We start from the raw sequence: 25,260 nt of genomic DNA, 5'->3' as shown, positions 1-25,260 counted from the left end.
TGTAAATGCCGACTATGGCAATGATAGCGGCGCCGGCGTGGAAATTTTTCGTGATCTTGCGCCGTCAGCTTTCCGTCGAGGGCTCGTGTTGTTCGGCCTGTTTGGCGCGCTTGGCGCGCATCACGTTCATCTCCGTGCGCTCACGCGCCATTTCGCTGACGGCAGCGCGGAGTGCCGGGTGGCGGGCCGAGAACATGTTGAAGTCGCGCCGTTCAAGAACCAGGAACTGGCAGAAGTCGATGGCGATGACATCGGCCGTCCTGCGCCCGCCTGAGAGCAAGGCCATTTCGCCGAAGAATGCACCTGCTTCCAGGGCCACCGGCCCGCCATTGACGCGGACTTCGACGGCGCCGGACGAGATGAAATACATACCGTCGCCGCGGTCGCCCTTGCGCACCACACGTTCGCCGGGGAGAGCCGATTTCGGCCGGAAGAGCAGCAGCAGTTCCTCCTGCGAATGCTCATCGACCTCGGCAAAGAGCGGGAAGGTTTCGACCAGCTTCTGCATTTCCAGCTGATGCTCGCGCTCGCGCTCTTCGCTGAGAAGCCGGTTCTTTTCGAGTTCGCGGCCCAGGATGTCGAGACGCTTGCGGCCGTAGCCGTCGTAAAGGTGCGGCCATTTCTTGTGCACCTTCTTATGCGCGACCTCGGCTGCGAAGCAGACCAGCGGATTGAGGGTGATCGACAGGATGGCGGCGGCGAGGATCAGGTCCTGGCCCTCCTGCGGCATCAGGCCGAGTGAAACGCCAAGACCGGCGAGGATGAAGGAGAATTCGCCGATCTGCGCAAGACCGCCAGCGACCGTCAGGCCCATGCCGACGGGATAGCGCAGCAGAAGCACGACGCCGAAAGAGATGATCGCCTTGCCGACGATGATCAGCATCAGCGCGCAGAATACGGCCATCGGTTCCTTCACCAGAACCGCTGGATTGAAGAGCATGCCGACGGAGACGAAGAACAGCACCGAGAAGGCGTTCTGCAGCGGGAGGGAATCGGCGGCGGCGCGATGGCTGAGATTGGATTCACTCATGACGACGCCGGCGAAGAAGGCGCCGAGTGCGAAGGATACGCCGAAGATGGCGGCCGAGCCGAAGGCGATGCCGAGGGCGATCGCCAGAACCGCAAGCGTGAAGAGTTCGCGCGAACCGGTGCGCGCCACCAGAGTCAAAAGCCAGGGAACCACCTTGGGGCCGAGCACGACGGCCATGACCGCGAAGGCGCCGACCTTGAGCAGCGTCAGGCCGATGGTCAAGGGCAGCGGCAGGCCGCCGCCATGGGCGAGCGCATCGCTTGCGTGGCCGCCGAGCAGTTCGGCAAGGGCCGGCAGCAGCACGAGCGCCAGAACCATGGCCAGATCTTCGACAATCAGCCAGCCGATCGCCACGCGGCCGCTGGCGGAATTGACGAGATTTCGCTCCTCCAGCGCCTTCAAGAGAACCACCGTACTGGCAACCGAGAGGCTGAGCCCGAAGACGATACCGGCACCGAGACCCCAGCCCCAGAAGGAGCAGAGCGCGACGCCAAGCAGTGTCGCGATGACGATCTGCAGTACGGCGCCCGGAATGGCGATGCCCTTGACGGCCAGGAGGTCGCCGGCCGAGAAATGCAGGCCGACGCCGAACATCAGCAGGATGACGCCCATTTCCGCGAGCTGGCTTGCAAGCCCGGTATCGGCGATGAAACCCGGCGTGAAGGGACCCATCAGGATGCCGGCCATCAGATAGCCGACCAGCGGCGGCAGCCGCAGCCTGTCCGCCACATAGCCGAGCACCGCTGCAAAGACGAAGCTTACGGCCACCGTCGCGATAAGGGTTGCTTCCTGATGCACGTCTTTCCCTCGGTGTTGAATGCGGCGCCACTTTAGAACGAAGGATGAGCAGAATTAAACACTTGATTTGAGGCGCCGCAGCGCTTCCCGCAGATAATCCGCAAAAGTTGCAACAGCCTGAAGCCAGTTTCGGGACGCAATATGAGTGCGCACTAAAACAGTCGATGCCATCTCATTGGAGATTTCCATGCGAGAATTAGGAACTGTTGCTGCGTCAGCCACCTACTATTCCGAGGATACCGTCGAGTTCGGCTATGTCCGCGAGGTCCTGCTCGAAGACGAGGCGTGCTGGGGCGTGTTCGACGAGGACGGAGACGTGATCTTCGTCGGCGACGACCTGGCGGAATGCCGGTCGTTTGCGGCGAAGGAAGAGATCAGGCTGCAGCTGATCCACTAGCAGGCGGCCTCCAGCGGGCGCCGCTGTGATGGATCTGCCGCGCATTCACGCAGAAAATGCAAATCCGGCCGCTTTTTTGAGGTGCTGCCGCAAATGTGTGCTAAGGGCCCCTCGGAAACTTAGAACAGGCCTTTTACAATTATGACCGAACTTACACCCGCCCTCATCTCTGCGCTGAAGCTTGCAAAGGACGGCGACCTCCATCCTCAGCCCACCAACAAGTGGACGCATGAGAATGCCACCGTGACCTACGCGAAGAACGACCGGTGGAAAGAGCGCCCGCAGAAGATCAAGTCCGTGACGCCCAAGTCCATCGAGGAACTGAGCAACTCCGGCCTCATCGAACGCCGCAACCTCGACGCCGACGCCGCCAAGGACGTCTACGGCATCACCATGGCCGGCAAGATGTGGCTGCTGAAGAACAAGTAGGTCAGGAGAGCGCTGAGAGCTGCTTTGCTGAGGAGCTATGCCCCACGCCGTTGTAAAACATCGCAATGTTTTCAACGTCCTACGCGTCCGCCTCCCGTTTGTATGCCTTCGAATTCAGTGACGAATCTGCACAACCGGCCGCACCTTTTGGGGGTAGCAAATTTTAACGCCTCCTTATGGCCAAGGCTTTGAATTCGCTCCTTCGGGTTGCCGGAGGCCAAAACGGCCATTGACGCGGGAGATTGGAAGAGCCTGAAGTGTTTTTAGGAACATATTTCACCTCGGATGAATTCCGGCGCATGGTCGCTGACAGGTTCAACGCCACGACTTTTTCTGAGATGCTGTGACCTGAATTTTGGGATCAGGCGTTGTGAATAAGGGGATTTAGCAAGACGCGCGTTTGATCACAGGACTGAACAGGGTTTATCTATCCAGCCTGTGATTCTTTGAGAGCGCCTCTTTATGGCAAAGCGAAATTACATCTTATACTGTGATGAGTCCGCGAAAAAGGGAAAGTATTACTCCAATTTCTACGGTGGAGCGATCGTAAGAGCAGAGGATCGAGAAGCGATCGAAAAAATTCTGCAAGATAAAAAAGCAGAGCTCCATCTATTCGATGAGCTTAAATGGACCAAGGTAACCGAAAACTATCTTGAGAAATACAAGGAATTTGTAGATACGTTTTTTGACCTTATCGAAGCTGGTCTGGTTAAGGTCCGGATAATGTTCACTCACAACAGGTTCGTTGCGAGCACTTTGTCGGACGAGCAGAAAGAGAATCAGTATTTCTTGCTATACTACCAGATGCTCAAGCACGCCTTTGGTCTAGGGCACTGTAACCCTTACAAACTCGATCGCGTTTTCGTGTCCATGCTGCTTGATCAAATTCCACATTCTAAGGAGAAGGTCGCAAGGTTCCGAGATGAGGTCGCTTCCTTATCGGATCGCAAGCTTTTTCGTGAGGCACGCGTTACCGTAGTCCGCGATCAAATAGCAGACGTCGATTCTAAAGAGCATTCAATTCTGCAAGGTCTCGATATCGTGCTTGGCAGCATGTATTTCCGTCTCAACGATCTTCATTTGGCAAAGCCGGAAGGCCAGCGTCGTCGCGGCAAGCGAACGATCGCAAAGGAAAAGCTTTATAAACACATCAACAAGCGGATAAGAAACGTCTACCCGAATTTCAATATCGGCGAGTCTACAGGCACTCCAAATGGCGCCATTGACAGATGGGATCATCCCTACCGACATTGGAAATTCAAACCTCGCGCCCATACGGTTAATGAGGCTATCGGCAAGAAAAAGAACGGCCCCACCAACGACTACTGATACCTTTAGTGGCACTAAAGGCTTCATCGAAGGCAGGGCCTAGAATCAATATATGTCAGTGGAATCCTGGCAACAAGTGGGCCGACATGCCGTATTTATCGACCTATTCCGCGCATCATCTTGTTGCGTGATTCATTTCAATGACTTGGCGAATCCACCCATCGCCCTTAAGCGCCAAAAAAAATTCGGAAAAGCCAAACAGAGACGTGGTGCCCCATGCCGGGGTCGAACCAGCACTTCTTTCGAAACTCGATTTTGAGTCGAGCGCGTCTACCAATTCCGCCAATGGGGCACGGATAGTAACGGGCGGGTGTCTAACATGCAGGCGCCTGCGCATGCAAGACGGTGGGCGGTGTTATCCGGCTGATTTGATATGGCTTCCGGCGCAGGCGCGCCGGAAGCCATTTTCGTTAGTGGGCGACGGCCTCTCCGGCGCTGCCGACGCCGGGTTTCTTCAGGGTGATCGCCAGGATCGAGGCGAGCAAGCAGAAGGCGCCGGCGATGAAGAAGGCGGGGAGATAGCTCTGCAGCTCGGTGCGCGACAGGCCGGCGCCGTAGGCAGCGGTCGCGGCACCCAGCTGGTGACCGGCGAAGACCCAGCCGAAGACGAGGCCGACCTTTTCCTTGCCGAAGCGATCGGCGGCGATCTTCACGGTCGGCGGCACCGTGGCGATCCAGTCGAGGCCGTAGAAGACGGCGAAGATCGACAGGCCGTAGAAGGTGAAATCGCTGAAGGGCAGGAAGAGCAGCGAGAGACCGCGCAGGCCGTAATACCAGAAAAGCAGCCAGCGGTTATCGAAGCGGTCGGAAAGCCAGCCGGAGCCGATCGTGCCGAAGAAATCGAAGATGCCCATGACGGCGAGAACGCTGGCGGCGGCCACAGGCAGGATACCGAAGTCACCGCAGAGGGTGACGAAATGCGTCTGGATCAGGCCGTTGGTGCTGAGGCCGCAGATGAAGAAGGTGGCAAACAGGATCCAGAAGGTCGAGGTCGTCGAGACTTCCCGGAGAATGACGAGGGGCATCTTCAAGGCGTCGATCAGCGTGCCGCGGGCCGGAGCGGCCGTCACATGCGCCTCGCCGACGGACGGCAGGTTCAGGTCCGACGGGCGGTCGCGCATGAAGAGCAGGACGACGAGGGCGGCGACCATGATCATGGCGCAGACGAAGAACACCGTCGAGCGCCAGCCGTAGCGCTCCGTCAACTCGGCCATCAGCGGCAGGAAGACCAGCTGGCCGGTTGCCGAGCTCGCCGAAAGCATGCCGACGACGAGGCCGCGATGCTTGGTGAACCAGCGGGCGGAGACTGTTGCCGCCAGCACCATGGCCGTCAGTCCGGTGCCGAAGCCGACGACGATGCCCCAGAGCACCAGAAGCTGCCAGAGCGAGGTCATGAACAGCGAGCCGATGAAGCCGGCACCGATCAGGCCGAGGGCGAAGACGATGACCTTGCGGACGCCAAAATAATTCATGAAGGCGGCGGCGAACGGACCCATCAGACCGAAGAGGATCAGGCGGATCGCCAAGGCCGAGGAGATCTGCGAGGTTTCCCAGCCGAATTCATCCTGCAGCGGCTTGATGAGGACGCCGGGCGCGCCCATCGCGCCGGCCGTGACCAGCATGGTCAGGAAGGTGGCGGCGACGATGATCCATCCGTAATGAATGTTTCGCCGGGCGAGGGTGGAGGCAAGCGCTGTCGATACCATGAGGCGTCATCCATTCAGAGGGCTGATCAATACATCACCGATTTAGATGATGGTCATCATATTTGTTGCGTATTGATGATTGGCATCATATAAATTGTCAAGCGACCAATTTCAGGAATTGCTGCAATGCGCGTGAGCCGCGAAAAATTTGCCGAAAACCGCCAGAAGATCATCGAGGCCGCCGGGGTGATGTTTCGCGAAAACGGCTTCGATGGCGTCGGTGTCGCCGACATCATGAAGTCCTGCGGGCTGACGCATGGAGGGTTCTACGGTCACTTCCAGTCGAAAGACGAGTTGCAGATCGAGGTCAGCCGCGCGTTGGTGGCCCGCGTCGAGGTGCGCTGGAAGGAATTGATAGCAGGCTCGCCGCACCGGCCGCTCGAAGCGCTGCTGGAGCACTATGTCTCCTGGTGCGCAGTCGACGATCCCGGCAACAGCTGCGTTTTCGTGTCGCTGATGGACGAGGTTGCCCGCAGCAAGGGTGCCGTGCGGGAAATTTTCAATGACGGGCTCTCGATGCTCGTGTCGATCCTTGCCGAAGTCGTGCCTGGCGATACGCCGGAAGAACGCCGCAAGAACGGCTTTACGACCCTGTCGTCGATGATGGGGGCGGTCAGCCTCGCGCGGGCTGTCGAGAGCCGCGAGCTTGCCGCGCAGTTTCTCTCGACCACGCGCCAGAAGCTGTCGCCGGCGACGGCGCCTCTCGAAATCTGAGGCGCCGCGCGAGCGTCTTACTTGAAACCTTCGACGCGGTGCGGAACGTAGGGTTCCTCCAGCATCGCCACTTCCTCCGGCGTCAGCTTGACGGCAAGCGCGGCGACGGCGTCGCTGAGGTGGCCGGGGCGTGAGGCGCCGATGATCGGGGCGGTGATGGCGCTCTTCTGCAGGATCCAGGCGGTGGCGATCTGCGCGCGAGGAACGCCGTGCTCCTTGGCGAGACGGCCGACAGCATCGATGATCTTGCGGTCGGAATCTTCGGCCTGCCGGTAGAGCGTCTTGCCGAATTCGTCGCTTTCGGTGCGGGCCGTCTGCTCGTCCCAGTCCCGCGTCAGGCGCCCGCGGGCGAGCGGGCTCCAGGGGATAACGGCAATCTTCTGGTCCTGGCAGAAGGGCAGCATCTCGCGCTCTTCCTCGCGGTAGAGCAGGTTGACGTGGTCCTGCATGCTGACGAACTCCGTCCAGCCATTGAGCCGCGCGGTGTAAATCATCTTGGCGAATTGCCAGGCATGCATCGAGGAGGCGCCGATATAGCGGGCCTTGCCTGCCTTCACGACGTCATGCAGCGCCTCCAGCGTTTCCTCGATCGGTGTCGAATAGTCGAAGCGATGGATCTGGTAGAGGTCGACATAATCGGTGCCGAGGCGGCGCAGGCTGTTGTCGATCTCGTCGAAGATCGCCTTGCGCGACAGGCCAGCGCCGTTCGGGCCCGGGCGCATGCGGTTGAAGACCTTGGTGGCGAGCACGATGTCTTCGCGCTTGGAAAAGCTCTTGATGGCCCGGCCGACGATTTCTTCGGAAGAACCGTCGGAATAGGTATTGGCCGTATCGAGGAAGTTGATGCCAAGATCGATTGCCTGCTTGAGGATCGCGCGGCTTTCCTCCTCGCCGAGCGTCCAGGCATGGTTGCCGCGGCCGGGATCGCCGAAGGTCATGCAGCCCAGGCAGATTTTTGAAACTTCGAGGCCTGTCTTGCCGAGTTTTACATAATCCATTGAAATGACTCCGTGATTGAATTCCGCCCGCCGCCTGAAGATCAATTTAGGGCGGAGCGGCGGCAAAAGTCAGCAAGCATCGCGCATAAATTTCGATGACAGGGCGGAGGGCGCCTTGAATGCTCGCGCTTGCACTCGCGCGCCTGCGGGTGTTAGCTGGTGCAGCATTGACCGGAACTAGCCTATGAAATTGCCCCGCTTCGATCGCTATGACGATCTCTACCGCGATTTTGCGTGGGACATCCCCGATGATTTCAATATGGGCCGTGCCGTCAGCGACGACTGGGCGAAGATCGAGCCCGACCGGATCTGTCTCGAGCATTTCGATCCCGGCGGCCAGCACCCCTCGATGACCTATGGCGAACTGTCGGCGCGGTCGGCATCGCTTGCCAATGGGCTTGTATCGCTCGGCATCCGGCGGGGGGACCGCGTGGCGTTGCTGCTGCCGCAATCCTTCGAGACTGTCATCTCGCATGTGGCGATCTACAAGATGGGCGCGATTGCGCTGCCGCTGGCGTTGCTCTTCGGTGTCGAGGCGCTGGAATACAGGCTGAAAACCGCGGGTGCGTCCGCCGTCATCACCAATGCTTTCGGCATGGCGCGGATATCAGAGATTCGCGATCGCCTGCCTGATCTGAAGACGGTGATTTCGATTGATGGCGGAGAGGCACTGGCATTTGACGAGCTCGTCGCTTCGCATCCGCCGGTCTTCGAGGTGGTCGATACGGGGCCGGACGATCCGGCGCTGATGATCTTTACCTCGGGCACGACGGGAGCGCCGAAGGGTGCGCTGCATGGGCATCGTGTGCTGGCAGGGCATATTCCCGGCATGCAGTTTGCCCATGAAGGATTTCCGCAGGCGGGGGACAAGGTCTGGACGCCGTCGGACTGGGCCTGGGCGGGCGGCTTGCTCAATGCGCTGCTGCCGAGCCTGTTGCTGGGCGTCCCCGTCGTCTCGTCTCCGGCGCAGAAGTTCGATGCCGATACGGCCTACCGCATCATGGCCGAGATGCAGGTGCGCAATGCGTTCATTCCGCCGACGGCGCTGCGGCTGCTGAAGGCGGCCGGTGATCCGTATCTGAAGCACAAGCTCAATCTGCGGACGATCGGTTCGGCCGGCGAATCCCTCGGGCGCGAAACCTATGTCTGGGCGCGCGATACGCTCGGCATCACGGTCAACGAATTCTACGGCCAGACGGAGTGCAATTTCGTCATCTCCTCAAGCCGGGCTGCAGGTGTTTCCAAGGCCGGGGCGATCGGCCGTCCGTCGCCGGGACATCGGGTTGCCGTCGTCGATGATTGCGGCATTGAATTGCCGGTGGGCGAGACAGGCCAGATCGGTGTCAAGGCGCCCGATCCGGTGATGTTTCTGGGATACTGGAACGATCCGGAGGCGACGGAGCGCAAGTTTGCCAATGGCTGGCTGCTGACGGGCGACCTCGCACATCAGGATGCGGAAGGGTTCATCACCTTCGAGGGCCGGGATGACGATGTCATTACTTCCTCGGGATACCGGATCGGACCTGCCGAGATCGAGGACTGCCTGTCCGGCCATCCGGCCGTTCAGCTGGCGGCTGCCGTCGGCAAGCCGGATCCGGTTCGCACCGAGATCGTCAAGGCCTATGTGGTCCTGGTACCCGGCGTTAGCGCCAGTGCCGAGCTTGCCACCGAAATCAGCGATTGGGTGAAGATGCGGCTTTCGATGCATGAATATCCGCGCGAGGTGGAGTTCGTCGATTCACTGCCGCTGACGACGACGGGCAAGGTGATCCGCCGCCTGCTGCGCGAGCGGGCAGCGGCCGAAGCCGCGTAGGTTCCGCAGTTTAGCCGCGGCCTGCCAGCGACATGATCTTGGCGCGTAGCATCTTCGCCATGTTGCGGGTGTTGCGGTACATGTGAAGCTGGGTGGCCGCCTGACGGACATCACGGTCGCCGTTCTGGTTAAGGCCGATGACCAGCGTGCCCATATCCTCGCGCTCCTTCCAGAAGCGGCTCATGATCGGGTGATCGGGGATGGCGCAGGAATCCGAGCGGACGATGTTGGCGTCGTCGAGATGCCATTCCGTCAGCTCGCCCATCAGCAGCTTGCCTGGCGAGAAGCGGGCGAATTCCTCGTCATAGGCCGTCTTCCAGGTATAGGCTTCGCCGCCCATCATCAGCACGACGATCGCGGCGATTGCCTTGCCGTTGAAGTCGATCGTATGGATACGCACGGCGTCGATGGCTGCGAGATTGGAGACGGCTTCGCGGGCGAAGGCGGTATGATAGCGGTCCGTGACCAGCGCGCTACGCTTCTTGCCCTTCCAGCCGCCGGCTTCCATCGCCAGGAATTCTTCGAAGCGCATATGCACGTCGCGCGGCTGGCGCGCGACGCTGTAGGTCACGGTGCCCTTGTCCTCGAGCAGGCGCCATTGGCGGCGCATTTCGCGCATGTGCGAGGAGGAGACGGAGCTTGCGAGATAGGCGACGGCGTCTTCCTCGCTCTCCAGCATCGGGCGTTCGAACGGATTGGTGATCGTCAGCGGCAGGTTGCGGCCGAGAGCGACGGCCTTCACCAGCCGGGCGAAGATGCCGTTCAGCCGGAGATCAGGCAGCACGAGGATCTGCGGCAGTCGCAGGTCGCGGGCCGTCAGGCCTTCGAACAGGTTATCGAGCGTCTCGGCGGCATCCTCGGCATCGACGAGCGGAGTGCCGAGCGGCGCAAAGCTGTTCGACCAACCGCGGATGATCGAGGGGCCGACGGCAAAGCCCGGCTTCTCGACGGAGAAGGGCATCAGGAAGCGCATGCGGCTGCGGTTGCTGGCGGTGTCGCGCATCAGGGCGAAGCTCACCTGCCTGTCGTCGAGGCGCGGCATGGCGGGCGCCAGGAAGCGGCCGGTGAAGAAGACGTTCGGCTCGATCGCGCGGTTCGAAAGGAAGTCGAGCTCGTCCTGCAGCTCATAGCCAAGCTTGCCGGGATAGACGCAGAGCTCGCGGCCGGCGCGGCCGACCTCGACGCGGGCTTCCGCCTGCGGTCCGTCGAAATTCAAGGAGGCGAGCTCATGGACCATGCGGTTCGTCGTGGCGTCCGTGGACTCGGTATTCGGAGGAGTGCGCACCATCAATGGGCCTTCCTGTCTGCCTGCGCCGTTGCCGGGCGGCTGAATGCAAAGAGAACGATGCCGAGCGTGCGCCGCACGGCGATGTGGAGAAGTGTCGCCTCGACAGCCATGGCCGATGCCGTGGCGATCGCGGTGCCGACGGTTCCGAGGTGAGGGATGAGGGTCAGGTTGAGCGTGATGTTTGCCGTCAGCGCGCCGGCATAGAGGGCGGCGCAGAGGTTCTGCTTGCCCGCCATCATCAGCAGCGTTTCGGCCGGGCCGACCAGCGCCTTGGCGAGGATGCCGGCAAGCAGGATCGCCATCAGCACATAACCGGCAGTGAACGCACCGCCGAAGAGCGACAGCAGCAGATGGCCCGCGGCCAGAACGCAGAGGCCGATGCCGAGCGCCGGCCAGAAGGTCCAGCGGGCCGCATCGGCAGCAGCAACGGCAAGCTCGGCCCGGTTGCCGCCGGCGATGATGCTGGAGAAGCGTGGGCCCGATGCTGCCTTCACCGAGAACATGATGAACTGCACCAGCGCCATGGTCTTGGCGGCGGCGAAATAGATCGCGACGTCGTGCGGCTCGAGAAAGATGCCGACGATGACGACGTCGGAATTGGTGAGCAGGAAGCTCGCCCCCTCGATCAGGAAGATCGGGAAGGCGACGCTCAGCCAGGCGATGAAATCCACCTTGCGCTGGCCGGTGTCGTAGTGGCGGCGCAGGCGCAGCAGCGTTGCCACATACTGGCCGAGCGCCGTGACATAGGTGGCGAGCAGGGCGGACTGCATCGCAACGACCGCCGTATGCTCGGCGCCCATGGCATTGGCGATCAGCATGAAGAGGATGATCAGGATCGGCCGGACGATGTAGACCGGGCTCAGCGCCATGACCGGCCAATGGTTGGCGCGCGAGGTGCCTTCCAGGATATCGCCGAGCGCGATCATCGGCAGGGCGAGCAGGCCGAGGAAGCCGGGGATCAGATAATAGATCTCGATCTTGTCGCCGAAGAAATGCAGGCCAACCATGCCCGCGACCATCAGCAGCGAGCCGGAAAGGATGGCGAAGATGCGGGCGGTGCCCGTCAGGCCGCGGATTTCTTCGAAGGCGCCGGATGCCTTGTATTGCGGCAGGAAGCGGACGATCGCGGTATGGAAACCGAGGCAGGAGAGATCGCCGAAGAGAACGATCAGCACCCAGATGAAGACGAAGATGCCATATTCCCACTCGCCCATCAGGCGCGCCAGGATGATCTGGGAAACGAAGGCGAGGGCGGCGCTCATAATGCGGATTGCGAAAGCGGTCAGCGCCATGCGCTGGGCGGCCGCCTTGCCGTCACGTTCGGTCAGGACAGCAGCGAGCATGCGTAGAAGACGGCTGCCGGCCGGACGCAAGCTGGCGGGCAGCATTCTTTCAGCTGTTTCAATGACTGCCATAATGAACACGCACAACTCAGAACTCAGGCAAATCGTGTTCTCAGTCTTGCCAGATCAGGGTTAAGAAACGGTTGTGCGGGCGGCGCGTGCCCAACATTGAAGTTGCTTGATCCACAAAAGAAAATGCCGCCCGGAGGCGGCATCTTCATCATCTTTTTCAGTCAATCACGCTTCGGCGAAAGCGCCGTGGCAATGCTTGAACTTCTTGCCGGAACCGCAGGGGCAGGGCTCGTTGCGGCCGACCTTGCCCCAGGTCGAGGGATCGTTCGGATCGCGGTTTTCGGGCGCGACGATCACTTCTGATGCCTGGTAGATCGGCGCGAAATCGTTCTCACCGGTGTCGGGATCCAGGTGCTGGGCCTGCATGACCGGAAGCTCCGGCTCGGCCGGTGCCTGCTGGACCAGCTCGACGCGCATCAGCTGCGCGGTAACCGCCTGGCGGAGGTTGTTCAGCAGCGACTGGAAGAGCTCGAAGGCTTCGGACTTGTATTCCTGCAGCGGGTCGCGTTGCGCGTAGCCGCGGAAGCCGATAACCGAACGCAGGTGGTCGAGGTTGACGATGTGCTCGCGCCACAGGTGGTCCAGCGTCTGCATCAGGATCGAGCGCTCGACATAGCGCATGATGTCGTCGCCGAAACGCTCGGCCTTCTCGGTGAAGGCGGCGTTTGCAGCTTCGGTGATGCGCTCGCGGATATCGTCTTCGCCGATACCTTCTTCCTTGGCCCAATCTTCGATCGGCAAGTCGAGGTTGAGAAGGTTTGCGACCTGTTCCTTGAGACCGGCAGCATCCCACTGTTCGGCGTAGGCGCGTTCCGGAATGTGCTTGTCGACGAGGTCTTCGATGACTTCGCGGCGCATATCCGAAACAGTCTCGGCGATGTTGGCGGCTTCCATCAGCTCCAGGCGCTGGTCGAAGATGACCTTGCGCTGGTCGTTGAGGACGTCGTCATACTTGAGCAGGTTCTTGCGGATGTCGAAGTTACGGGCTTCGACCTTCTTCTGCGCGCGCTCAAGGGCCTTGTTGATCCAGGGATGAACGATTGCCTCGCCTTCCTTGAGACCGAGCTTCGTCAGCATGCCGTCCATACGGTCGGAGCCGAAGATGCGCATCAGGTCGTCCTGGAGCGACAGGTAGAACTTCGAGCGGCCCGGGTCGCCCTGACGGCCGGAACGGCCGCGCAGCTGGTTGTCGATACGGCGGCTTTCGTGGCGTTCCGTCGCGATGACGTAGAGACCGCCGGCGGCAAGCGCCTTTTCCTTCAGCTGCTTGATCTCGGCACGGATCGCCTCGACCTTGGCATCATATTCTGGACCGTGCTCGACGCCTTCGAGCTCGCGCTCGACACGCATTTCGAGGTTGCCGCCGAGCTGGATGTCGGTACCGCGGCCGGCCATGTTGGTAGCAATTGTCACAGCGCCGGGAACACCGGCCTGGGCGACGATATAGGCTTCCTGCTCGTGGTAGCGGGCGTTCAGAACCTGGAAGTCCTTGAAGCCCTGCTTGCGCATCAGGTCGGCGAGCAGTTCGGACTTTTCGATCGAGGTGGTGCCGACGAGAACCGGCTGGCCGCGCTTCTGCGCGTCAGCGATCTCGGCGATGATCGCCTTGTACTTCTCTTCGAAGGTCCGGTAGACCTCGTCGTCTTCGTCGATACGCTGGATCGGCAGGTTGGTCGGGACTTCGACGACTTCGAGGCCGTAGATGTTGCCGAATTCTTCCGCTTCCGTCTGCGCCGTGCCGGTCATGCCGGCGAGCTTGCCGTACATGCGGAAGTAGTTCTGGAAGGTGATCTGCGCCAGCGTCTGGTTTTCCGGCTGGATCTTGACCTTTTCCTTGGCTTCGAGCGCCTGGTGCTGGCCTTCCGAATAACGGCGGCCCGGCATCATGCGGCCGGTGAACTCGTCGATGATGACAATCTCGTCGTTGCGGACAATGTAGTCCTTGTCGCGCTGGAACAGCTTGTGGGCCTTCAGCGCGTTGTTGACGTGATGGACGATCGCGACGTTTTCGATGTCGTAGAGTGAAGCGCCCTTGAGCAGGCCGGCCTGCTTCAGGAGGCCTTCGAGCTTTTCCGTGCCTTCTTCGGAGAAGTTGGCGGAACGCTGCTTTTCGTCGATTTCGTAATCGCCATCGGAGAGCAGCGGGATGAAGGCGTCGATCGTGTTGTAGAGATCGGAGCGGTCATCGAGCGGGCCGGAGATGATCAGCGGCGTGCGGGCTTCGTCGACCAGGATCGAGTCCACTTCGTCGACGATCGCGAAGTTATGGCCACGCTGGACCATCTGCGCCTTCTCATACTTCATGTTATCGCGAAGATAATCGAAGCCGAGCTCGTTGTTGGTGGCGTAGGTGATGTCGCAGTTATAGGCGGCTGCGCGCTCCTCGTCGGAAAGACCGTGGACGATGACGCCCGTGGTGAGGCCGAGGAAGCCGTAGACCTTGCCCATGGTCGCCGCGTCGCGCTGCGCCAGGTAGTCGTTGACGGTGACGACGTGCACGCCCTTGCCGGAAAGCGCGTTCAGATAGACCGGCAGGGTTGCGACCAGCGTCTTACCTTCACCGGTCTTCATCTCGGCGATGTCGCCGGAGTGAAGGATCATGCCGCCGACGAGCTGTACGTCAAAAGGTCGCATGCCGAGAACACGGCGCGAGGCCTCGCGGACCACGGCAAAAGCCGGGATCAGGATGTCGTCGAGCGTCTTGCCATCTGCCAGCTGCTTGCGGAACTCGACCGTCTGTGCGGCGAGCTGCTCGTCGCTCAAGGCCTTCGTCTTCTCTTCGATGGCGCTGATTGCTGCGACTTTCGGCTGGAAAGACCGCACGCGGCGGTCATTGGCAGAGCCAAATATCTTGCGGGCGATGCCGCCAAAGCTGACCATATGACTGGCCCTTTCTCATATTCTTCCCCGGCTTTTCTTATGCGCGCACCCAGCCGAAATTCAGGCGCACGCCTCGAAACGCCAGGAAACTGTTCTGGACGCGAGGTTGCGTGACAGATAAGAGGGGGGTCGAATGATGTCAACGGATTTGGCTGATATAGAAAGGCCACATTCCAGTGTTGAACGCTGTTTTAGGCTGGATTCACACGTGATGCTGAAGCCGGTGGTGTAACTCTGAAAGGTTATTTGATGTTGAGCTACAACAAACTTGCCGTGATGGCGGTCGCGACCTTCGTTGCGTTCCATGCGCCGGTCTACGCTGAAGACAAGCCGGACGCCGTCATCGCCAAGGTTGGCAACCTGGAAATTCATCAGTCGGAACTCGATCTGGCGATCGCCAATTTGGACCCGCAGCTCGCTCAGCTGCCGGACGATCAGAAGAAGGTCGCTGCCCTTTCTGCTGCCATCGATGTGAAGCTGCTGGCCGGCGACGCCGCCGCCGAAAAGCTCGACCAGACCGAAGAATTCAAGAAGCGCATGCAGTATCTTTCCGATCGCGAGCTGCACAATGCCTACTTCAAGAAGCACGTTGTCGACACCGTCACCGACGACGAAGTGAAGGCACGCTACGACAAGGAAGTCGCAGCCCTGCCGAAGCAGGAAGAAGTTCACGCCCGCCACATCCTGGTCAAGACCGAGGATGAAGCCAAGGACGTCATCAAGCAGCTCGACGCCGGCAAGGATTTTGCTGAACTCGCGAAGGAAAAGTCCACCGACCCGAACAAGGCTGACGGCGGCGATCTCGGCTATTTCACCAAGGGCCGCATGGTCAAGGAATTCGAAGACGCAGCCTTCGCGCTCGAAAAGGGCACCTACTCCAAGACCCCGGTGAAGACCGATTTCGGCTACCACGTCATCAAGGTCGAAGATAAGCGCGACGCCCCGCCGCCGCCGTTCGACCAGGTCAAGGACCAGGTTCGTCAGCTCGTCATGCGCGACAAGTATCTTGCTCTTCTCGCTTCGGCGAAGGAAAAGTCCAAGGTCGACATCATGGACGAAACCCTTCGCAAGGGTTACGAGGATGCCAACAAGCAGCCGGCGCCGGGCGATGAGCCCGCCGTTCAGCCGCAGCAGTAATCATCATTCGGGCCCGGTTCTTCCGGGCCCTTCACTATCAGGCAGGTCCATCACAATGTCCGGTTCCGTTTCTCCGCTCGCCCCGAAGACCTTCGCATCCATGCCCGCGCTGCGCGGTGTGCGCATGGCGACCGCTGCCGCCGGGATCAAGTACAAGAACCGAACCGACGTACTGATGATGGTGTTCGACAAGCCTGCTTCGGTCGCGGGCGTCTTTACCCGCTCGAAGTGCCCGTCGGCGCCGGTCGATTTCTGCCGCAGCAATCTGCCGCACGGGGTTGCGCGTGCCGTCGTCGTCAATTCGGGCAATGCCAATGCTTTCACCGGCCTGAAGGGCCGCGCCGCCACCGAGCTGACCGCGAAGTCCGCTGCGGCTGCCGTCGGCTGCGGCGAGAACGAAGTCTACCTCGCTTCGACCGGCGTTATCGGCGAGCCGCTGGATGCGACCAAGTTTTCCGGTGTTCTCGATGCCATGCATCGCGATGCGACCGGTGATTTCTGGTTCGAGGCCGCCAAGGCGATCATGACGACGGACACCTATCCGAAGGTCGCGACCCGCAGCGCCGAAATCGGCGGCGTCAAGGTGACGATCAACGGGATCGCCAAGGGCGCCGGGATGATCGCGCCCGACATGGCGACGATGCTCTCCTTCGTCGTGACCGACGCCGATATCGCTCCGGCCGCGCTGCAGGCGATGCTGTCGGATGGCGTCGGCCCGACCTTCAACTCGATGACCGTCGATAGCGACACCTCGACCTCCGATACGCTGATCCTGTTTGCAACCGGCGCCGCAGCGGCTGACGGCCAGGCGCGCGTCGAGCGCGCCGACGATGCGCGCCTCGCGACCTTCCGCGTCGCGCTCAACGAAGTGCTCAAGGATCTGGCGCTGCAGGTCTGCCGCGACGGCGAAGGCGCGACCAAGATGCTCGAAATCACCGTGACCGGTGCCGAGAGCGATGCGGCGGCCAAGCGGATCGCCCTGTCGATCGCCAATTCGCCGCTGGTCAAGACGGCGGCTGCCGGTGAGGACGCCAACTGGGGCCGTATCGTCATGGCTGTCGGCAAGGCTGGCGAGATGGCCGATCGCGACCGCCTGGCGATCTGGTTCGGCGATGTGCGCGTTGCCGTCAACGGCGAGCGCGATCCCGGCTATTCCGAAGACGCGGCCTCGAATGTCATGAAACAGCAGGATATTCCGGTCAAAGTCGACATCGGTCTCGGTAAAGGTCAGGCAACGGTCTGGACTTGCGACCTCACTAAGGAGTATGTGGCGATCAACGGTGACTACCGGAGCTGATCGTTCATTGACTGAGACTTCTTCAAAGACGGCAAACCTGCCGCTCGTTCGCAGGCTGGAAGCAGTTGGCTTCCGGGCGTGGCCCGCTTCTTCCGTGCAGTATGACGGCAGCTGGCAGGTACGGCTGACGGCGGGTCATCCGTCGAACCGTCTGAACTCCATCGTGCCGCTCGATCCGTCCGATCATCGCGATATCGAGATCCGCCTGGAAAAGGCGAGCAGGAAGTTCGAAGCCTATGGCCGTCCGGCCGTGCTGCGGCAGACGCCGCTCTGCACGGCGCTACTCGTCGATCTGGTCGCCGCGCAGAACTGGACGCATTTCGACGAAACGATCGTCATGACCTGCGATCTGACACAGGCCGATCTTCCAGATACCCTCGACCATTTGCCGACGCACGATATCGGCCGCTTCGTCGACGCCAATCTCTCGACCGACCAGGTCTCGCCGCGGCTGAAGGCGGCGCTGGCCGAAGTGATCAACGCGATCAAGCCGCCGTCCGGCCTGTTCATGATCGAGGATCCGGCATCGGGGCCGCTGGCGACGGTTCTTTGCGTGCAGGACAACGATCTGGCCGGCATCATGTCGCTGTCGGTCGCCCGGGAGCGCCGGCGCGAAGGTCTCGGTCTCGAAATTCTGACATCGGCTCTTCGCTGGGCGCGTATGCGCAGTGCCCGCACCGGCTGGCTTCAGGTCAAGGCCGATAACGCGCCGGCTCTTGCACTCTACGACCGCCTCGGCTTCCGGGAAGCCTATCGCTACAGCTACTGGCGCAAGGCGCTTTGACGATGAGCGACGCCGGCAAGAAAATTCTCCTGGTTGCTGCCTGCGCGCTGATCGATTCCGACGGGCGCATTCTTCTGGCGCAGCGGCCGGAGGGTAAGTCGCTTGCCGGTCTCTGGGAATTTCCGGGCGGCAAGGTCGAGCCGGGTGAGACGCCGGAAGAGTGCCTGGTGCGGGAGCTCGAAGAGGAGCTCGGCATCAAGACGAAGGTCGCCTGCCTGGCGCCGCTGACATTTGCCAGCCACAGCTACGACACATTTCATCTGCTGATGCCGCTTTATGTCTGCCGCCGCTATGAAGGCATCCCACAAAGCCGGGAAGGGCAGGCGCTGAAATGGGTCAAGCCCATGCAATTGCGTGATTATCCCATGCCGCCGGCTGACGAGCCGCTGATCCCGATGCTGCAGGATCTACTTTAGGGATTTCTCACTATTTGCTTTCACGGACGGTTTTTGTCTGTGGATATTAATCGATCGTTTAACACCTTCTGCCAAAGATCGGCCTCAATCAAGCAACTGGCGTGTGTGTATGAAGGCTTGACGCATGGTCGACGACGATTTCTGGAAAGCGGTTAGAGAAAAACAGCAAGGCTCGAATGCTTCACGCAGGACGGGCGCGCTCAATCTTGCCTTGCTCTTCGGCACCGCCGCCGTGGCGCTCACCCTCATCCTCACCCCGATGCTAGCCGACAAGTCGAAGTCGAGCGTTTTCGCAAGCGTTCCCTCCGACTTCGACAACATCACCACCGGCTCGATCCCCAAGACCGAGAACGGCAAGCGTTACACGATCCGCCGCAGCGTGCTCCAGGAAACTCCGGGCTCCGTTTGCGTCGTTCAGGGATACGGCTCGGGGGCCGGCTGCTGATGGAAGATCAAATGGCTGATGCGCCGCTTTCTGCGGGAAGGGTTGGGATGATGCGTTCTCTGAAAGCCTTGATCGCCGACATCCGCGGCGCAACTGCCGTTGAATACGGTTTGCTCGCGGCACTGATCTCGGTTGGCGCAATTGCCGGTGTCGGTACGTTCAGCAACAGCCTGCAGAACACGTTCATGAATCTCAGCACCACGATTGGCTCGAAGTCGCCGTAAAGCTGCTGACTACTGCTTCAGCTTGTGCTCTTCGACCCGGAGAGCATCGGCGAGACGCGCCTTGGCCGATCCCGGCTGCAAAGGTTTCTGCTGGCTCTCGTGTGGAGCCCATCCCGAGACATAGATGATCGAGAATGTCGCGCGGATCCGGCCATCAGGATCGGAATAGCGTTCGGCATAGATCTCGGCGGCACGCAGGAAGAAGGCGCGTGAGAGCGGCTTGCGGCTGCGGGCGGCGAGCGGGTTCGCCATCCCCATGGCGCGCAGATCCTTCATCAGCGGAAAGATCGAGTCGTAGCGCACTGTATAGCTCTCGGCATCGATGACCGGCAGCGAGAAGCCGGCGCGCTGCAACAGGCTACCGACATCACGGACATCGGCGAAGGGAATGACGCGAGGGCTGGCGCCGCCGGTCATTTCGGCTTCGGTGGCAAGCAGGACGTCGCGCAGTTCCTGCAGCGTGCCCGCGCCGGGGATAGCCGCAAGAAAAAGGCCATCGGGCTTCAAGGCGAGGCGGATCTGGATGAAGACGCCGGGCGTGTCGTTGGTCAGGTGCAGGCTGAGCGGCGCGATGATGAGATTAGCCGATTGCGGCTCGAGCGGGACGTCTTCGAGGGGGGCGACGAAGGCGACCTCTCCCTCGGCGCCGTAGGCTGCCTCTGTTTCGACGCGGTCCAATTGACCGATCTTGCCGAGCGCCAGCGCTGCCTTTGCTGCCGTGCCGGTCGCGCCATGCAGCTCGACGGCGCGATCGAACTGCCGCTCCACGACGGACAGCCGTTCGGCAAGCTCGGTTGCTGCTATGTCGAGAAGGAAGGCTGCGTTGTGGTCGCCGTTCTTCAGCGCCCGGTGACGGTGGGCGGCGATCGCGGCTCTATCGAAAATGATATCCATGGCGAAGTGCATAGTCCCGTCACCGGCAGGCGGCAAGACGGATTTTCCTTTTGGCCGGAAGCGGCTACTCTCGCTCCATGGGGGCAATCGATTTCGGCAAAGCAGCGCGGTCAGGCTGGGCGCATCTTGCGCGGCCCTTCCATGCGCTTGCCGACCTCGTCTATCCGCCGGCCTGCGCTGCCTGCGGTACGATGACATCAGGGCATCGCGGGCTTTGCGCCGAATGCTGGTCGGGCGTGCTCTTCATCGAGAGGCCCTATTGCGAGGTGCTGGGGTCGCCATTCTCTCACGATCTCGGAGGCGGTATCCTGAGTGCGCAGGCGATTGCCGACCCGCCACCCTTCGATCGCCTGCGCTCCGCCGCCGTTCACGACGAGGCGGTCCGCAATCTGGTGCATGGGCTGAAGTATCGCGACCGCGTCGATCTTGCGCCGATGATGGCGGGCTGGATGCTGCGGGCGAGCGATGGCGCCGTCGAAGCCTGCGATGCGATCATTCCGGTGCCGCTGCACCGGTCGCGGATGCTGTCGCGCAAGTTCAACCAGGCGGCGGAGCTTGCGCGGCATCTGGGCCGCGTCTCGGGCAAGCCGTTGCTTCCCGCCACCTTGCTGCGTGTCAAGCGAACGGAACAGCAGGTGGGGCTCGGGGCGAGGGCGCGTGAGGAGAATGTTCGCGGAGCCTTCGCGATCGCACGCGGGCGGGAAAACGATGTTTTCGGCAAACGGATCGTGCTTGTCGATGATGTCTACACGACCGGCGCGACAGTGGCTGCGGCAACGCGCGTCTTGCGCAAGGCAGGCGCCTCCGACATCACTGTTTTGACCTTTGCAAGGGCTCTGCAAGAACCTATATGACAAGGAGAAAACAGGCCCGTCTGGAGACCGGAATATGGTACCCGTCACGATCTATACACGGCAGTTCTGCGGCTATTGCGCCCGCGCCAAATCCCTGCTCGAAGAGAAGGGTGTCGACTACGTCGAGCATGATGCGACGTTCTCGCCCGATCTGCGCCAGGAGATGATCGGCAAATCGAACGGCCGCACGACCTTCCCGCAGATTTTCATCGGCAGTGAGCATGTTGGCGGTTGCGACGATCTCTTCGCGCTCGACCGAGCCGGCAAGCTCGATCCGATGCTGGCGGCCTGAGGGTAGCACCATGGTCTTCAAGGCTGCAGCGGTTCAGATGTGCTCGGGCGTCGATCCGGCGCGCAATGCCGTGTCTATGGCGCGGCTTGTCCGTGAGGCTGCGGCTCAGGGCGCGACCTATGTTCAGACGCCCGAGATGACAGGAATGCTGCAGCGAGACCGCGCGGCAGCCAAAGCGGTGTTGCGCGGTGAAGCCGACGATATCATCGTGCGGACCGCTTCGGAGCTTGCGGCCGAGCTCGGCATCCATATGCATGTCGGCTCGACGGCGATCGCGCTCGACGATGGCAAGATGGCCAATCGCGGCTTTCTGTTCGGCCCCGATGGCAAGGTCCTGAACCGCTACGACAAGATCCACATGTTCGATGTGGACCTAGACAACGGCGAGAGCTGGCGTGAAAGCGCTGCCTACCGGCCTGGCTCGGAAGCCCGTGTCGTGTCGCTGCCATTTGTGGAGATGGGTTTCACCATCTGCTACGACGTCCGGTTTCCCGCGCTTTTCCGGGCGCAGGCGGTTGCCGGTGCCGAAGTGATGACGGTTCCTGCCGCCTTCACGAGGCAGACCGGCGAAGCGCATTGGGAAATCCTGCTGAGGGCCCGCGCCATCGAGAACGGTGTCTTCGTCATCGCTGCCGCGCAGGCCGGCGTGCATGAGGATGGGCGGGAGACGTTCGGCCATTCGATGATCATCGATCCCTGGGGCCGGGTTCTGACATCTGCCGGGGGCACCGGCGAGGCCGTTATCCTGGCGGAGATCGATCCGGCTGCCGTGAAGGCTGCGCATGACAAGATCCCGAACCTGAAGAACGGCCGGGAATTCTCGATCGAGAAGATACCGGGGGCGGTGAAGGGAGGCGTTGCCGCTTGATCCGCTATTCCCTCAGTTGCGAGAATGCCCACGAGTTCGAAGGCTGGTTTTCCGAGAGCGCCGATTTCGACAGGCAGGTAGCGTCCGGCTTCCTGACCTGCCCCGTCTGCCATTCGGGCTCGATCTCGAAAGTGCTCATGGCGCCGTCCGTCTCCACCGCACGCAAGAAGGACGAAATCAAGACCGTCGCCATGGACGCGATGCGCCGTGAAGCGTTTCAGAAGCTCAAGGATGCCGTTGCTCAGGTGAAGGCGAATTCCGAAGATGTCGGGACGCGCTTCCCAGAGGAGGCGCGTAAGATCCACTACGGCGAAGCCGATGCGCGCGGCATTATCGGCCAGGCAACGGCCAACGAGGCCCAGGAGCTGATCGAGGAGGGCATCGAGATCGCTGCCCTGCCCGTCCTACCTGACGATGTGAACTGACATGCAGTCCGCGCGCCTCGCCTTCTACAATTTCGGGCTTCATGTGGCGCCGGCTGATAGTGAGGCGGTTCGCGGCTTCATGCTGCGCGAACCCGCAAATTTCGAAGCAGCGGCGCGAGCACAAGGCTTCCTGGGGCGTTCGGGTTATCCGGGCGTACCCCGTACGCGAAGCTGGGGCGTTCAGGTTTTTCCGAGATATATCGAAGGCAGCGGCTTCACCACCGCGCCGTCCTCATTGTCGCTCTGGGCCGATATCGAGTCGTTGATGGCCTTCAGCTATAACGGCGTGCATGCCGACGCGTTGAAGAATGCCCGGGCCTGGAATGCCCGGCAGAGCTGGCCGCCGCTGGTTTTGTGGTGGGTTTCGGCCACGCATCGGCCAGACTGGCAGGAGGGCGCCTCGCGGCTTGAATATCTCGACGATCACGGACCGAGCGCGCATGCGTTCAACTTCAAGCAGCCTTATGGTCCTGACGGCGAGCAAATCACCATCGACCGCGAACGGGTGAAGGAGCTTGCTGCCCAAAACGCCACGCGCCAGCAGGATCTCTTGGAACTCGTCAGTAAATTGAAGGTCTGATTGCTCAGGCCGGGCGCTTTGCCAGTAGCATGTAGTTCACGTCCATATCCTTCGACAGATTCCACTGGTTGGCCAGAGGATTGAAGAAGACACCGGTGCGGTCGATGATTTCGAGGCCGGAGGCGGTCATCGGCGCTTCCAGCTCTTCGGGACGGACCAACTTTTCATATTGATGCGTGCCGCGCGGCAGCCAGCGCAGGATGTTTTCGGCTGCGAAGATCGCGAGCGCGGCGGCCTTCATCGTGCGGTTGATGGTGGCGACGAACATCATGCCGCCGGGGCGGACCATCCTCGAGCAGGTCGACATGAAGAATTCGACGTCGGCGACGTGCTCGACGACTTCCATGTTCAGGACGATATCGAAGGTCTCGCCGGCTTCGGCGAGCTGTTCGGCCGTGACAGGACGGTAATCGACGGAAACGCCCGACGCCTTCGCATGGGTGGAGGCGATGCCGATATTCTTTTCGGAGGGGTCGGCGCCGACGACGGTGGCGCCCATCCGCGCGACCGGCTCGGACAGCAGGCCGCCGCCGCAGCCGATGTCGAGGACGCGCAGGCCTTCCAGCGGCTTCGGGCTTTTCGGGTCGAGCCCGAAATTCTCGGCTGCCTTGTCGCGGATATAGGTCAGCCGCACCGGGTTGAACTTGTGCAGCGGCTTGAACTTGCCGGTCGGGCTCCACCACTCAGCGGCCATCGCCGAGAAGCGGTCCACTTCGCTCTGGTCGATCGTGCTCTTTGCGGCTTCGCTCATGGGTCTGCTCCTTGCGTCAGTCAGAGTGAAGTCGGACGATCGGCGGCATAAGTCAAGGGGCGGGAAGCCGCGGGACAGAGAGCCGCGCCTCCAGCGCCGCAGCCATCGACAGCACGTTTTCATCGGCAAAGCGGCGGCCGACGATCTGCAGGCCGACGGGCAGGCCGTTCGATGCTAGGCCGACGGGAAGCGACAGGGCGGGAAGCTGCGGCAGCATGTTGAAGGGACAGGTCATGTCGAGACCGACGAACCGGCCATCCGGACCGGTCGCGACATAATCGTCATCGCATTCGGTGACCAGCGGGGCAGTGACGGCGCAGGTCGGGCAGAGCAGCGCATCGTAATTTTCAAAGAGGGCCGCCATGTCGCGCCACATGCGGGTGCGCAGCAGCTCGACGCGCTTGTAGGCGGTGGCGTTCATCGCCAGCCCACGCTCGATCATCGAGACGACGGCCGGATCCATCTTGTCGCGATAGGTCTCGATCGTCTCGCCGAAGAAGCCGGACATGAAGACGCACCAGAGGTCGAACCATTCGTCGTTGACGGCGCGTGTCCATTGCATCGGTACTTCATCAACCGTTGCCCCGGCGCGGCGCAGTTCGTCGGCCGCCTGGCGGACGAGCCGCTCGACCTCGGGTTCGACCTGATAATAGCCGAGATCGACCGAGAGCGCGAAGCGCTTGCCTGCGAGGCTGCCGTTGCGAGCAACATGCGAGACGAAGCCGACCGGCAGCGACGAGATGTCCTCGTCGCTCGGTCCGCAGGTCGCTTCCATGAAGGAGACGGCATCGCCGACGGTGCGGGCGAGCGGGCCGAAATGCGAGATGTTGTCGAAGACGCTCGGCAGGATGGTCATCGGGATGCGGCCGATGCTGGCCTTGAGGCCGACCGTGCCGCTCAAGGCCGCGGGTATGCGGACCGAGCCGCCCATATCCGTACCCTCGGCAAAGGGCACGACGCCGGTTGCGACCGCCACGGCAGAGCCGCCGGAGGAGCCGCCGGAGGTGCGCTCCGGGTTCCACGGGTTGCGGGTGATCCCCCAGCGCGAGCTATGGGTGAAGCTGGCATAGGCGAATTCCGGGGTCGTCGTCTTGCCCATCAGGATGCCGCCGGCATCTTGGAGACGGCGGACGACGAGGGCGGTCTCGTCGGGGATCCGGTCCCCCTGGGTCCAGGAGCCGAGCGTCGTCAGGTCTCCCTTGGTGGGGGTCATGTCCTTGGCGGCGAAGGGGACGCCGTGAAGGGGGGCGGTCGCTTCGCCGCGCGCTGCGGCACGGTCCGCGGCGCGGGCAGCTTCCAGCGCCTGTTCCTCGCGGATCACCGTGAAAGGGTTGAGGGTCGCGTTGACGGCCCTGGCACGGCGGATCGATTCAGCAACGACTGATTCCGACGAGAAACTCCCTTCGCGAATGCCGCGGGCGATCTCCGTCGCCGGGAGGTCGACCGGGTGGGAGGCGGATTGTTCGGCCGCGTTCTTGGTCATGTCTGCGTGTTCC

General features: G+C 61.6%; 25 protein-coding genes and 1 tRNA gene. 16 read left to right on the top strand and 10 right to left on the bottom strand.

What is annotated here, in order from left to right:
* Window positions 1-64 precede the first annotated feature (64 nt).
* Window positions 65-1,828 (bottom strand): cation:proton antiporter, encoded by a 1,764-nt coding sequence (locus tag ACEN84_RS06925; protein WP_413710387.1) that lies wholly within the window; start codon window positions 1,826-1,828, stop codon window positions 65-67.
* Between the two features lie 187 nt (window positions 1,829-2,015).
* Here ACEN84_RS06925 and ACEN84_RS06920 point away from each other — a divergent pair, with 187 nt between their 5' ends.
* From ACEN84_RS06920 to ACEN84_RS06910, 3 genes are all read left to right on the top strand, one after another.
* Window positions 2,016-2,225 carry a hypothetical protein gene (locus ACEN84_RS06920; RefSeq protein WP_112720226.1) on the top strand — a complete coding sequence of 70 codons (210 nt, stop codon included), beginning with the start codon at window positions 2,016-2,018 and terminating at the stop codon, window positions 2,223-2,225.
* A gap of 141 nt (window positions 2,226-2,366) precedes the next feature.
* Window positions 2,367-2,654 (top strand): hypothetical protein, encoded by a 288-nt coding sequence (locus ACEN84_RS06915; protein ID WP_413710386.1) that lies wholly within the window; start codon window positions 2,367-2,369, stop codon window positions 2,652-2,654.
* 462 nt (window positions 2,655-3,116) lie between these two features.
* Window positions 3,117-3,983 carry a DUF3800 domain-containing protein gene (locus ACEN84_RS06910; RefSeq protein ID WP_413710385.1) on the top strand — a complete coding sequence of 289 codons (867 nt, stop codon included), beginning with the start codon at window positions 3,117-3,119 and terminating at the stop codon, window positions 3,981-3,983.
* A 207-nt stretch (window positions 3,984-4,190) separates the two neighbouring features.
* On the opposite strand, the gene ACEN84_RS06905 is transcribed toward ACEN84_RS06910, so the two are convergent.
* Together ACEN84_RS06905 and ACEN84_RS06900 are read right to left on the bottom strand one after the other, a co-directional pair.
* Window positions 4,191-4,275 (bottom strand) — tRNA-Leu (locus ACEN84_RS06905).
* Window positions 4,276-4,393: 118 nt separating this feature from the next.
* Window positions 4,394-5,689, bottom strand: a complete 1,296-nt coding sequence (locus ACEN84_RS06900) for an MFS transporter (RefSeq protein WP_413710384.1) — start codon at window positions 5,687-5,689, stop codon at window positions 4,394-4,396.
* 126 nt (window positions 5,690-5,815) lie between these two features.
* Between ACEN84_RS06900 and ACEN84_RS06895 the strand changes: the two genes are divergently transcribed.
* Window positions 5,816-6,403 (top strand): TetR/AcrR family transcriptional regulator, encoded by a 588-nt coding sequence (locus tag ACEN84_RS06895; RefSeq protein WP_112720237.1) that lies wholly within the window; start codon window positions 5,816-5,818, stop codon window positions 6,401-6,403.
* A 17-nt stretch (window positions 6,404-6,420) separates the two neighbouring features.
* Here the strand turns inward: ACEN84_RS06895 and ACEN84_RS06890 are convergent, their stop codons facing one another.
* The gene (locus ACEN84_RS06890; protein ID WP_199627810.1) at window positions 6,421-7,401 is read right to left on the bottom strand and encodes an aldo/keto reductase; all 981 of its coding nucleotides are present in this window, start codon (window positions 7,399-7,401) and stop codon (window positions 6,421-6,423) included.
* A 184-nt stretch (window positions 7,402-7,585) separates the two neighbouring features.
* On the opposite strand from ACEN84_RS06890, the gene ACEN84_RS06885 reads away from it, so the two are divergent.
* Window positions 7,586-9,214, top strand: coding sequence for an AMP-binding protein (locus ACEN84_RS06885; RefSeq protein ID WP_413710383.1), 1,629 nt, complete (start codon window positions 7,586-7,588; stop codon window positions 9,212-9,214).
* Between the two features lie 10 nt (window positions 9,215-9,224).
* Here ACEN84_RS06885 and ACEN84_RS06880 read toward each other — a convergent pair whose 3' ends face one another.
* From ACEN84_RS06880 to secA, 3 genes are all read right to left on the bottom strand, one after another.
* Window positions 9,225-10,502 carry a GNAT family N-acetyltransferase gene (locus tag ACEN84_RS06880; protein ID WP_413710382.1) on the bottom strand — a complete coding sequence of 426 codons (1,278 nt, stop codon included), beginning with the start codon at window positions 10,500-10,502 and terminating at the stop codon, window positions 9,225-9,227.
* Window positions 10,502-11,917 carry a lipopolysaccharide biosynthesis protein gene (locus ACEN84_RS06875; RefSeq protein ID WP_413710381.1) on the bottom strand — a complete coding sequence of 472 codons (1,416 nt, stop codon included), beginning with the start codon at window positions 11,915-11,917 and terminating at the stop codon, window positions 10,502-10,504. Before ACEN84_RS06875 ends, ACEN84_RS06880 begins: the two co-directional genes overlap by 1 nt.
* Window positions 11,918-12,082: 165 nt before the next feature.
* A complete protein-coding gene (gene secA, locus ACEN84_RS06870) occupies window positions 12,083-14,797 on the bottom strand; it encodes a preprotein translocase subunit SecA (RefSeq protein WP_112720241.1) in 2,715 nt (904 codons plus the stop codon).
* Window positions 14,798-15,046: 249 nt separating this feature from the next.
* On the opposite strand from secA, the gene ACEN84_RS06865 reads away from it, so the two are divergent.
* From ACEN84_RS06865 to ACEN84_RS06840, 6 genes are all read left to right on the top strand, one after another.
* Window positions 15,047-15,934, top strand: a complete 888-nt coding sequence (locus ACEN84_RS06865; RefSeq protein WP_112720242.1) for a peptidylprolyl isomerase — start codon at window positions 15,047-15,049, stop codon at window positions 15,932-15,934.
* 55 nt (window positions 15,935-15,989) lie between these two features.
* The gene (gene argJ, locus ACEN84_RS06860) at window positions 15,990-17,231 is read left to right on the top strand and encodes a bifunctional glutamate N-acetyltransferase/amino-acid acetyltransferase ArgJ (protein ID WP_413710380.1); all 1,242 of its coding nucleotides are present in this window, start codon (window positions 15,990-15,992) and stop codon (window positions 17,229-17,231) included.
* On the top strand, window positions 17,200-18,015 hold the full coding sequence (locus ACEN84_RS06855; RefSeq protein WP_413710379.1) for a GNAT family N-acetyltransferase: 816 nt from the start codon (window positions 17,200-17,202) through the stop codon (window positions 18,013-18,015). The genes argJ and ACEN84_RS06855 overlap by 32 nt, the downstream gene beginning before the upstream one ends.
* Before the next feature lie 2 nt (window positions 18,016-18,017).
* Window positions 18,018-18,431 carry an 8-oxo-dGTP diphosphatase MutT gene (gene mutT, locus ACEN84_RS06850; RefSeq protein WP_112720245.1) on the top strand — a complete coding sequence of 138 codons (414 nt, stop codon included), beginning with the start codon at window positions 18,018-18,020 and terminating at the stop codon, window positions 18,429-18,431.
* 124 nt (window positions 18,432-18,555) lie between these two features.
* The gene (locus ACEN84_RS06845) at window positions 18,556-18,876 is read left to right on the top strand and encodes a hypothetical protein (protein WP_112720246.1); all 321 of its coding nucleotides are present in this window, start codon (window positions 18,556-18,558) and stop codon (window positions 18,874-18,876) included.
* A gap of 50 nt (window positions 18,877-18,926) precedes the next feature.
* Window positions 18,927-19,100, top strand: coding sequence for a Flp family type IVb pilin (locus tag ACEN84_RS06840; RefSeq protein WP_413711271.1), 174 nt, complete (start codon window positions 18,927-18,929; stop codon window positions 19,098-19,100).
* Window positions 19,101-19,109: 9 nt separating this feature from the next.
* On the opposite strand, the gene ACEN84_RS06835 is transcribed toward ACEN84_RS06840, so the two are convergent.
* Window positions 19,110-19,994: an SAM-dependent methyltransferase gene (locus ACEN84_RS06835; protein ID WP_413710378.1), complete on the bottom strand. Its 885-nt coding sequence runs from the start codon at window positions 19,992-19,994 to the stop codon at window positions 19,110-19,112.
* 77 nt (window positions 19,995-20,071) lie between these two features.
* Here ACEN84_RS06835 and ACEN84_RS06830 point away from each other — a divergent pair, with 77 nt between their 5' ends.
* Genes ACEN84_RS06830 through ACEN84_RS06810 form a run of 5 tightly spaced genes read left to right on the top strand, consistent with a single transcriptional unit; the run spans window position 20,072 to window position 23,013 of the window.
* Window positions 20,072-20,848 (top strand): ComF family protein, encoded by a 777-nt coding sequence (locus ACEN84_RS06830; RefSeq protein ID WP_413710377.1) that lies wholly within the window; start codon window positions 20,072-20,074, stop codon window positions 20,846-20,848.
* Between the two features lie 34 nt (window positions 20,849-20,882).
* Window positions 20,883-21,140 (top strand): glutaredoxin 3, encoded by a 258-nt coding sequence (gene grxC / locus ACEN84_RS06825; protein WP_112720248.1) that lies wholly within the window; start codon window positions 20,883-20,885, stop codon window positions 21,138-21,140.
* A 10-nt stretch (window positions 21,141-21,150) separates the two neighbouring features.
* Window positions 21,151-22,008, top strand: coding sequence for a carbon-nitrogen hydrolase family protein (locus tag ACEN84_RS06820; RefSeq protein ID WP_413710376.1), 858 nt, complete (start codon window positions 21,151-21,153; stop codon window positions 22,006-22,008).
* Window positions 22,005-22,433, top strand: coding sequence for a DUF1178 family protein (locus ACEN84_RS06815; RefSeq protein ID WP_130284187.1), 429 nt, complete (start codon window positions 22,005-22,007; stop codon window positions 22,431-22,433). The genes ACEN84_RS06820 and ACEN84_RS06815 overlap by 4 nt, the downstream gene beginning before the upstream one ends.
* A gap of 1 nt (window position 22,434) precedes the next feature.
* Window positions 22,435-23,013, top strand: coding sequence for a DUF3291 domain-containing protein (locus tag ACEN84_RS06810; RefSeq protein WP_413710375.1), 579 nt, complete (start codon window positions 22,435-22,437; stop codon window positions 23,011-23,013).
* Between the two features lie 4 nt (window positions 23,014-23,017).
* Here ACEN84_RS06810 and ubiG read toward each other — a convergent pair whose 3' ends face one another.
* Both ubiG and ACEN84_RS06800 read right to left on the bottom strand, forming a co-directional pair.
* Complete coding sequence (gene ubiG, locus ACEN84_RS06805; RefSeq protein ID WP_413710374.1) at window positions 23,018-23,764, bottom strand: bifunctional 2-polyprenyl-6-hydroxyphenol methylase/3-demethylubiquinol 3-O-methyltransferase UbiG; 747 nt, start codon at window positions 23,762-23,764, stop codon at window positions 23,018-23,020.
* Window positions 23,765-23,816: 52 nt separating this feature from the next.
* Window positions 23,817-25,247 (bottom strand): amidase, encoded by a 1,431-nt coding sequence (locus tag ACEN84_RS06800; RefSeq protein ID WP_413710373.1) that lies wholly within the window; start codon window positions 25,245-25,247, stop codon window positions 23,817-23,819.
* Between the last annotated feature and the right edge of the window lie 13 nt (window positions 25,248-25,260).

The organism is Rhizobium sp. Rhizsp82 (assembly GCF_047325115.1).
Taxonomy (GTDB): domain Bacteria; phylum Pseudomonadota; class Alphaproteobacteria; order Rhizobiales; family Rhizobiaceae; genus Rhizobium.
Note: the sequence above shows the minus strand (reverse complement) of the source record. Positions and strands in the feature narration are given on the sequence as shown.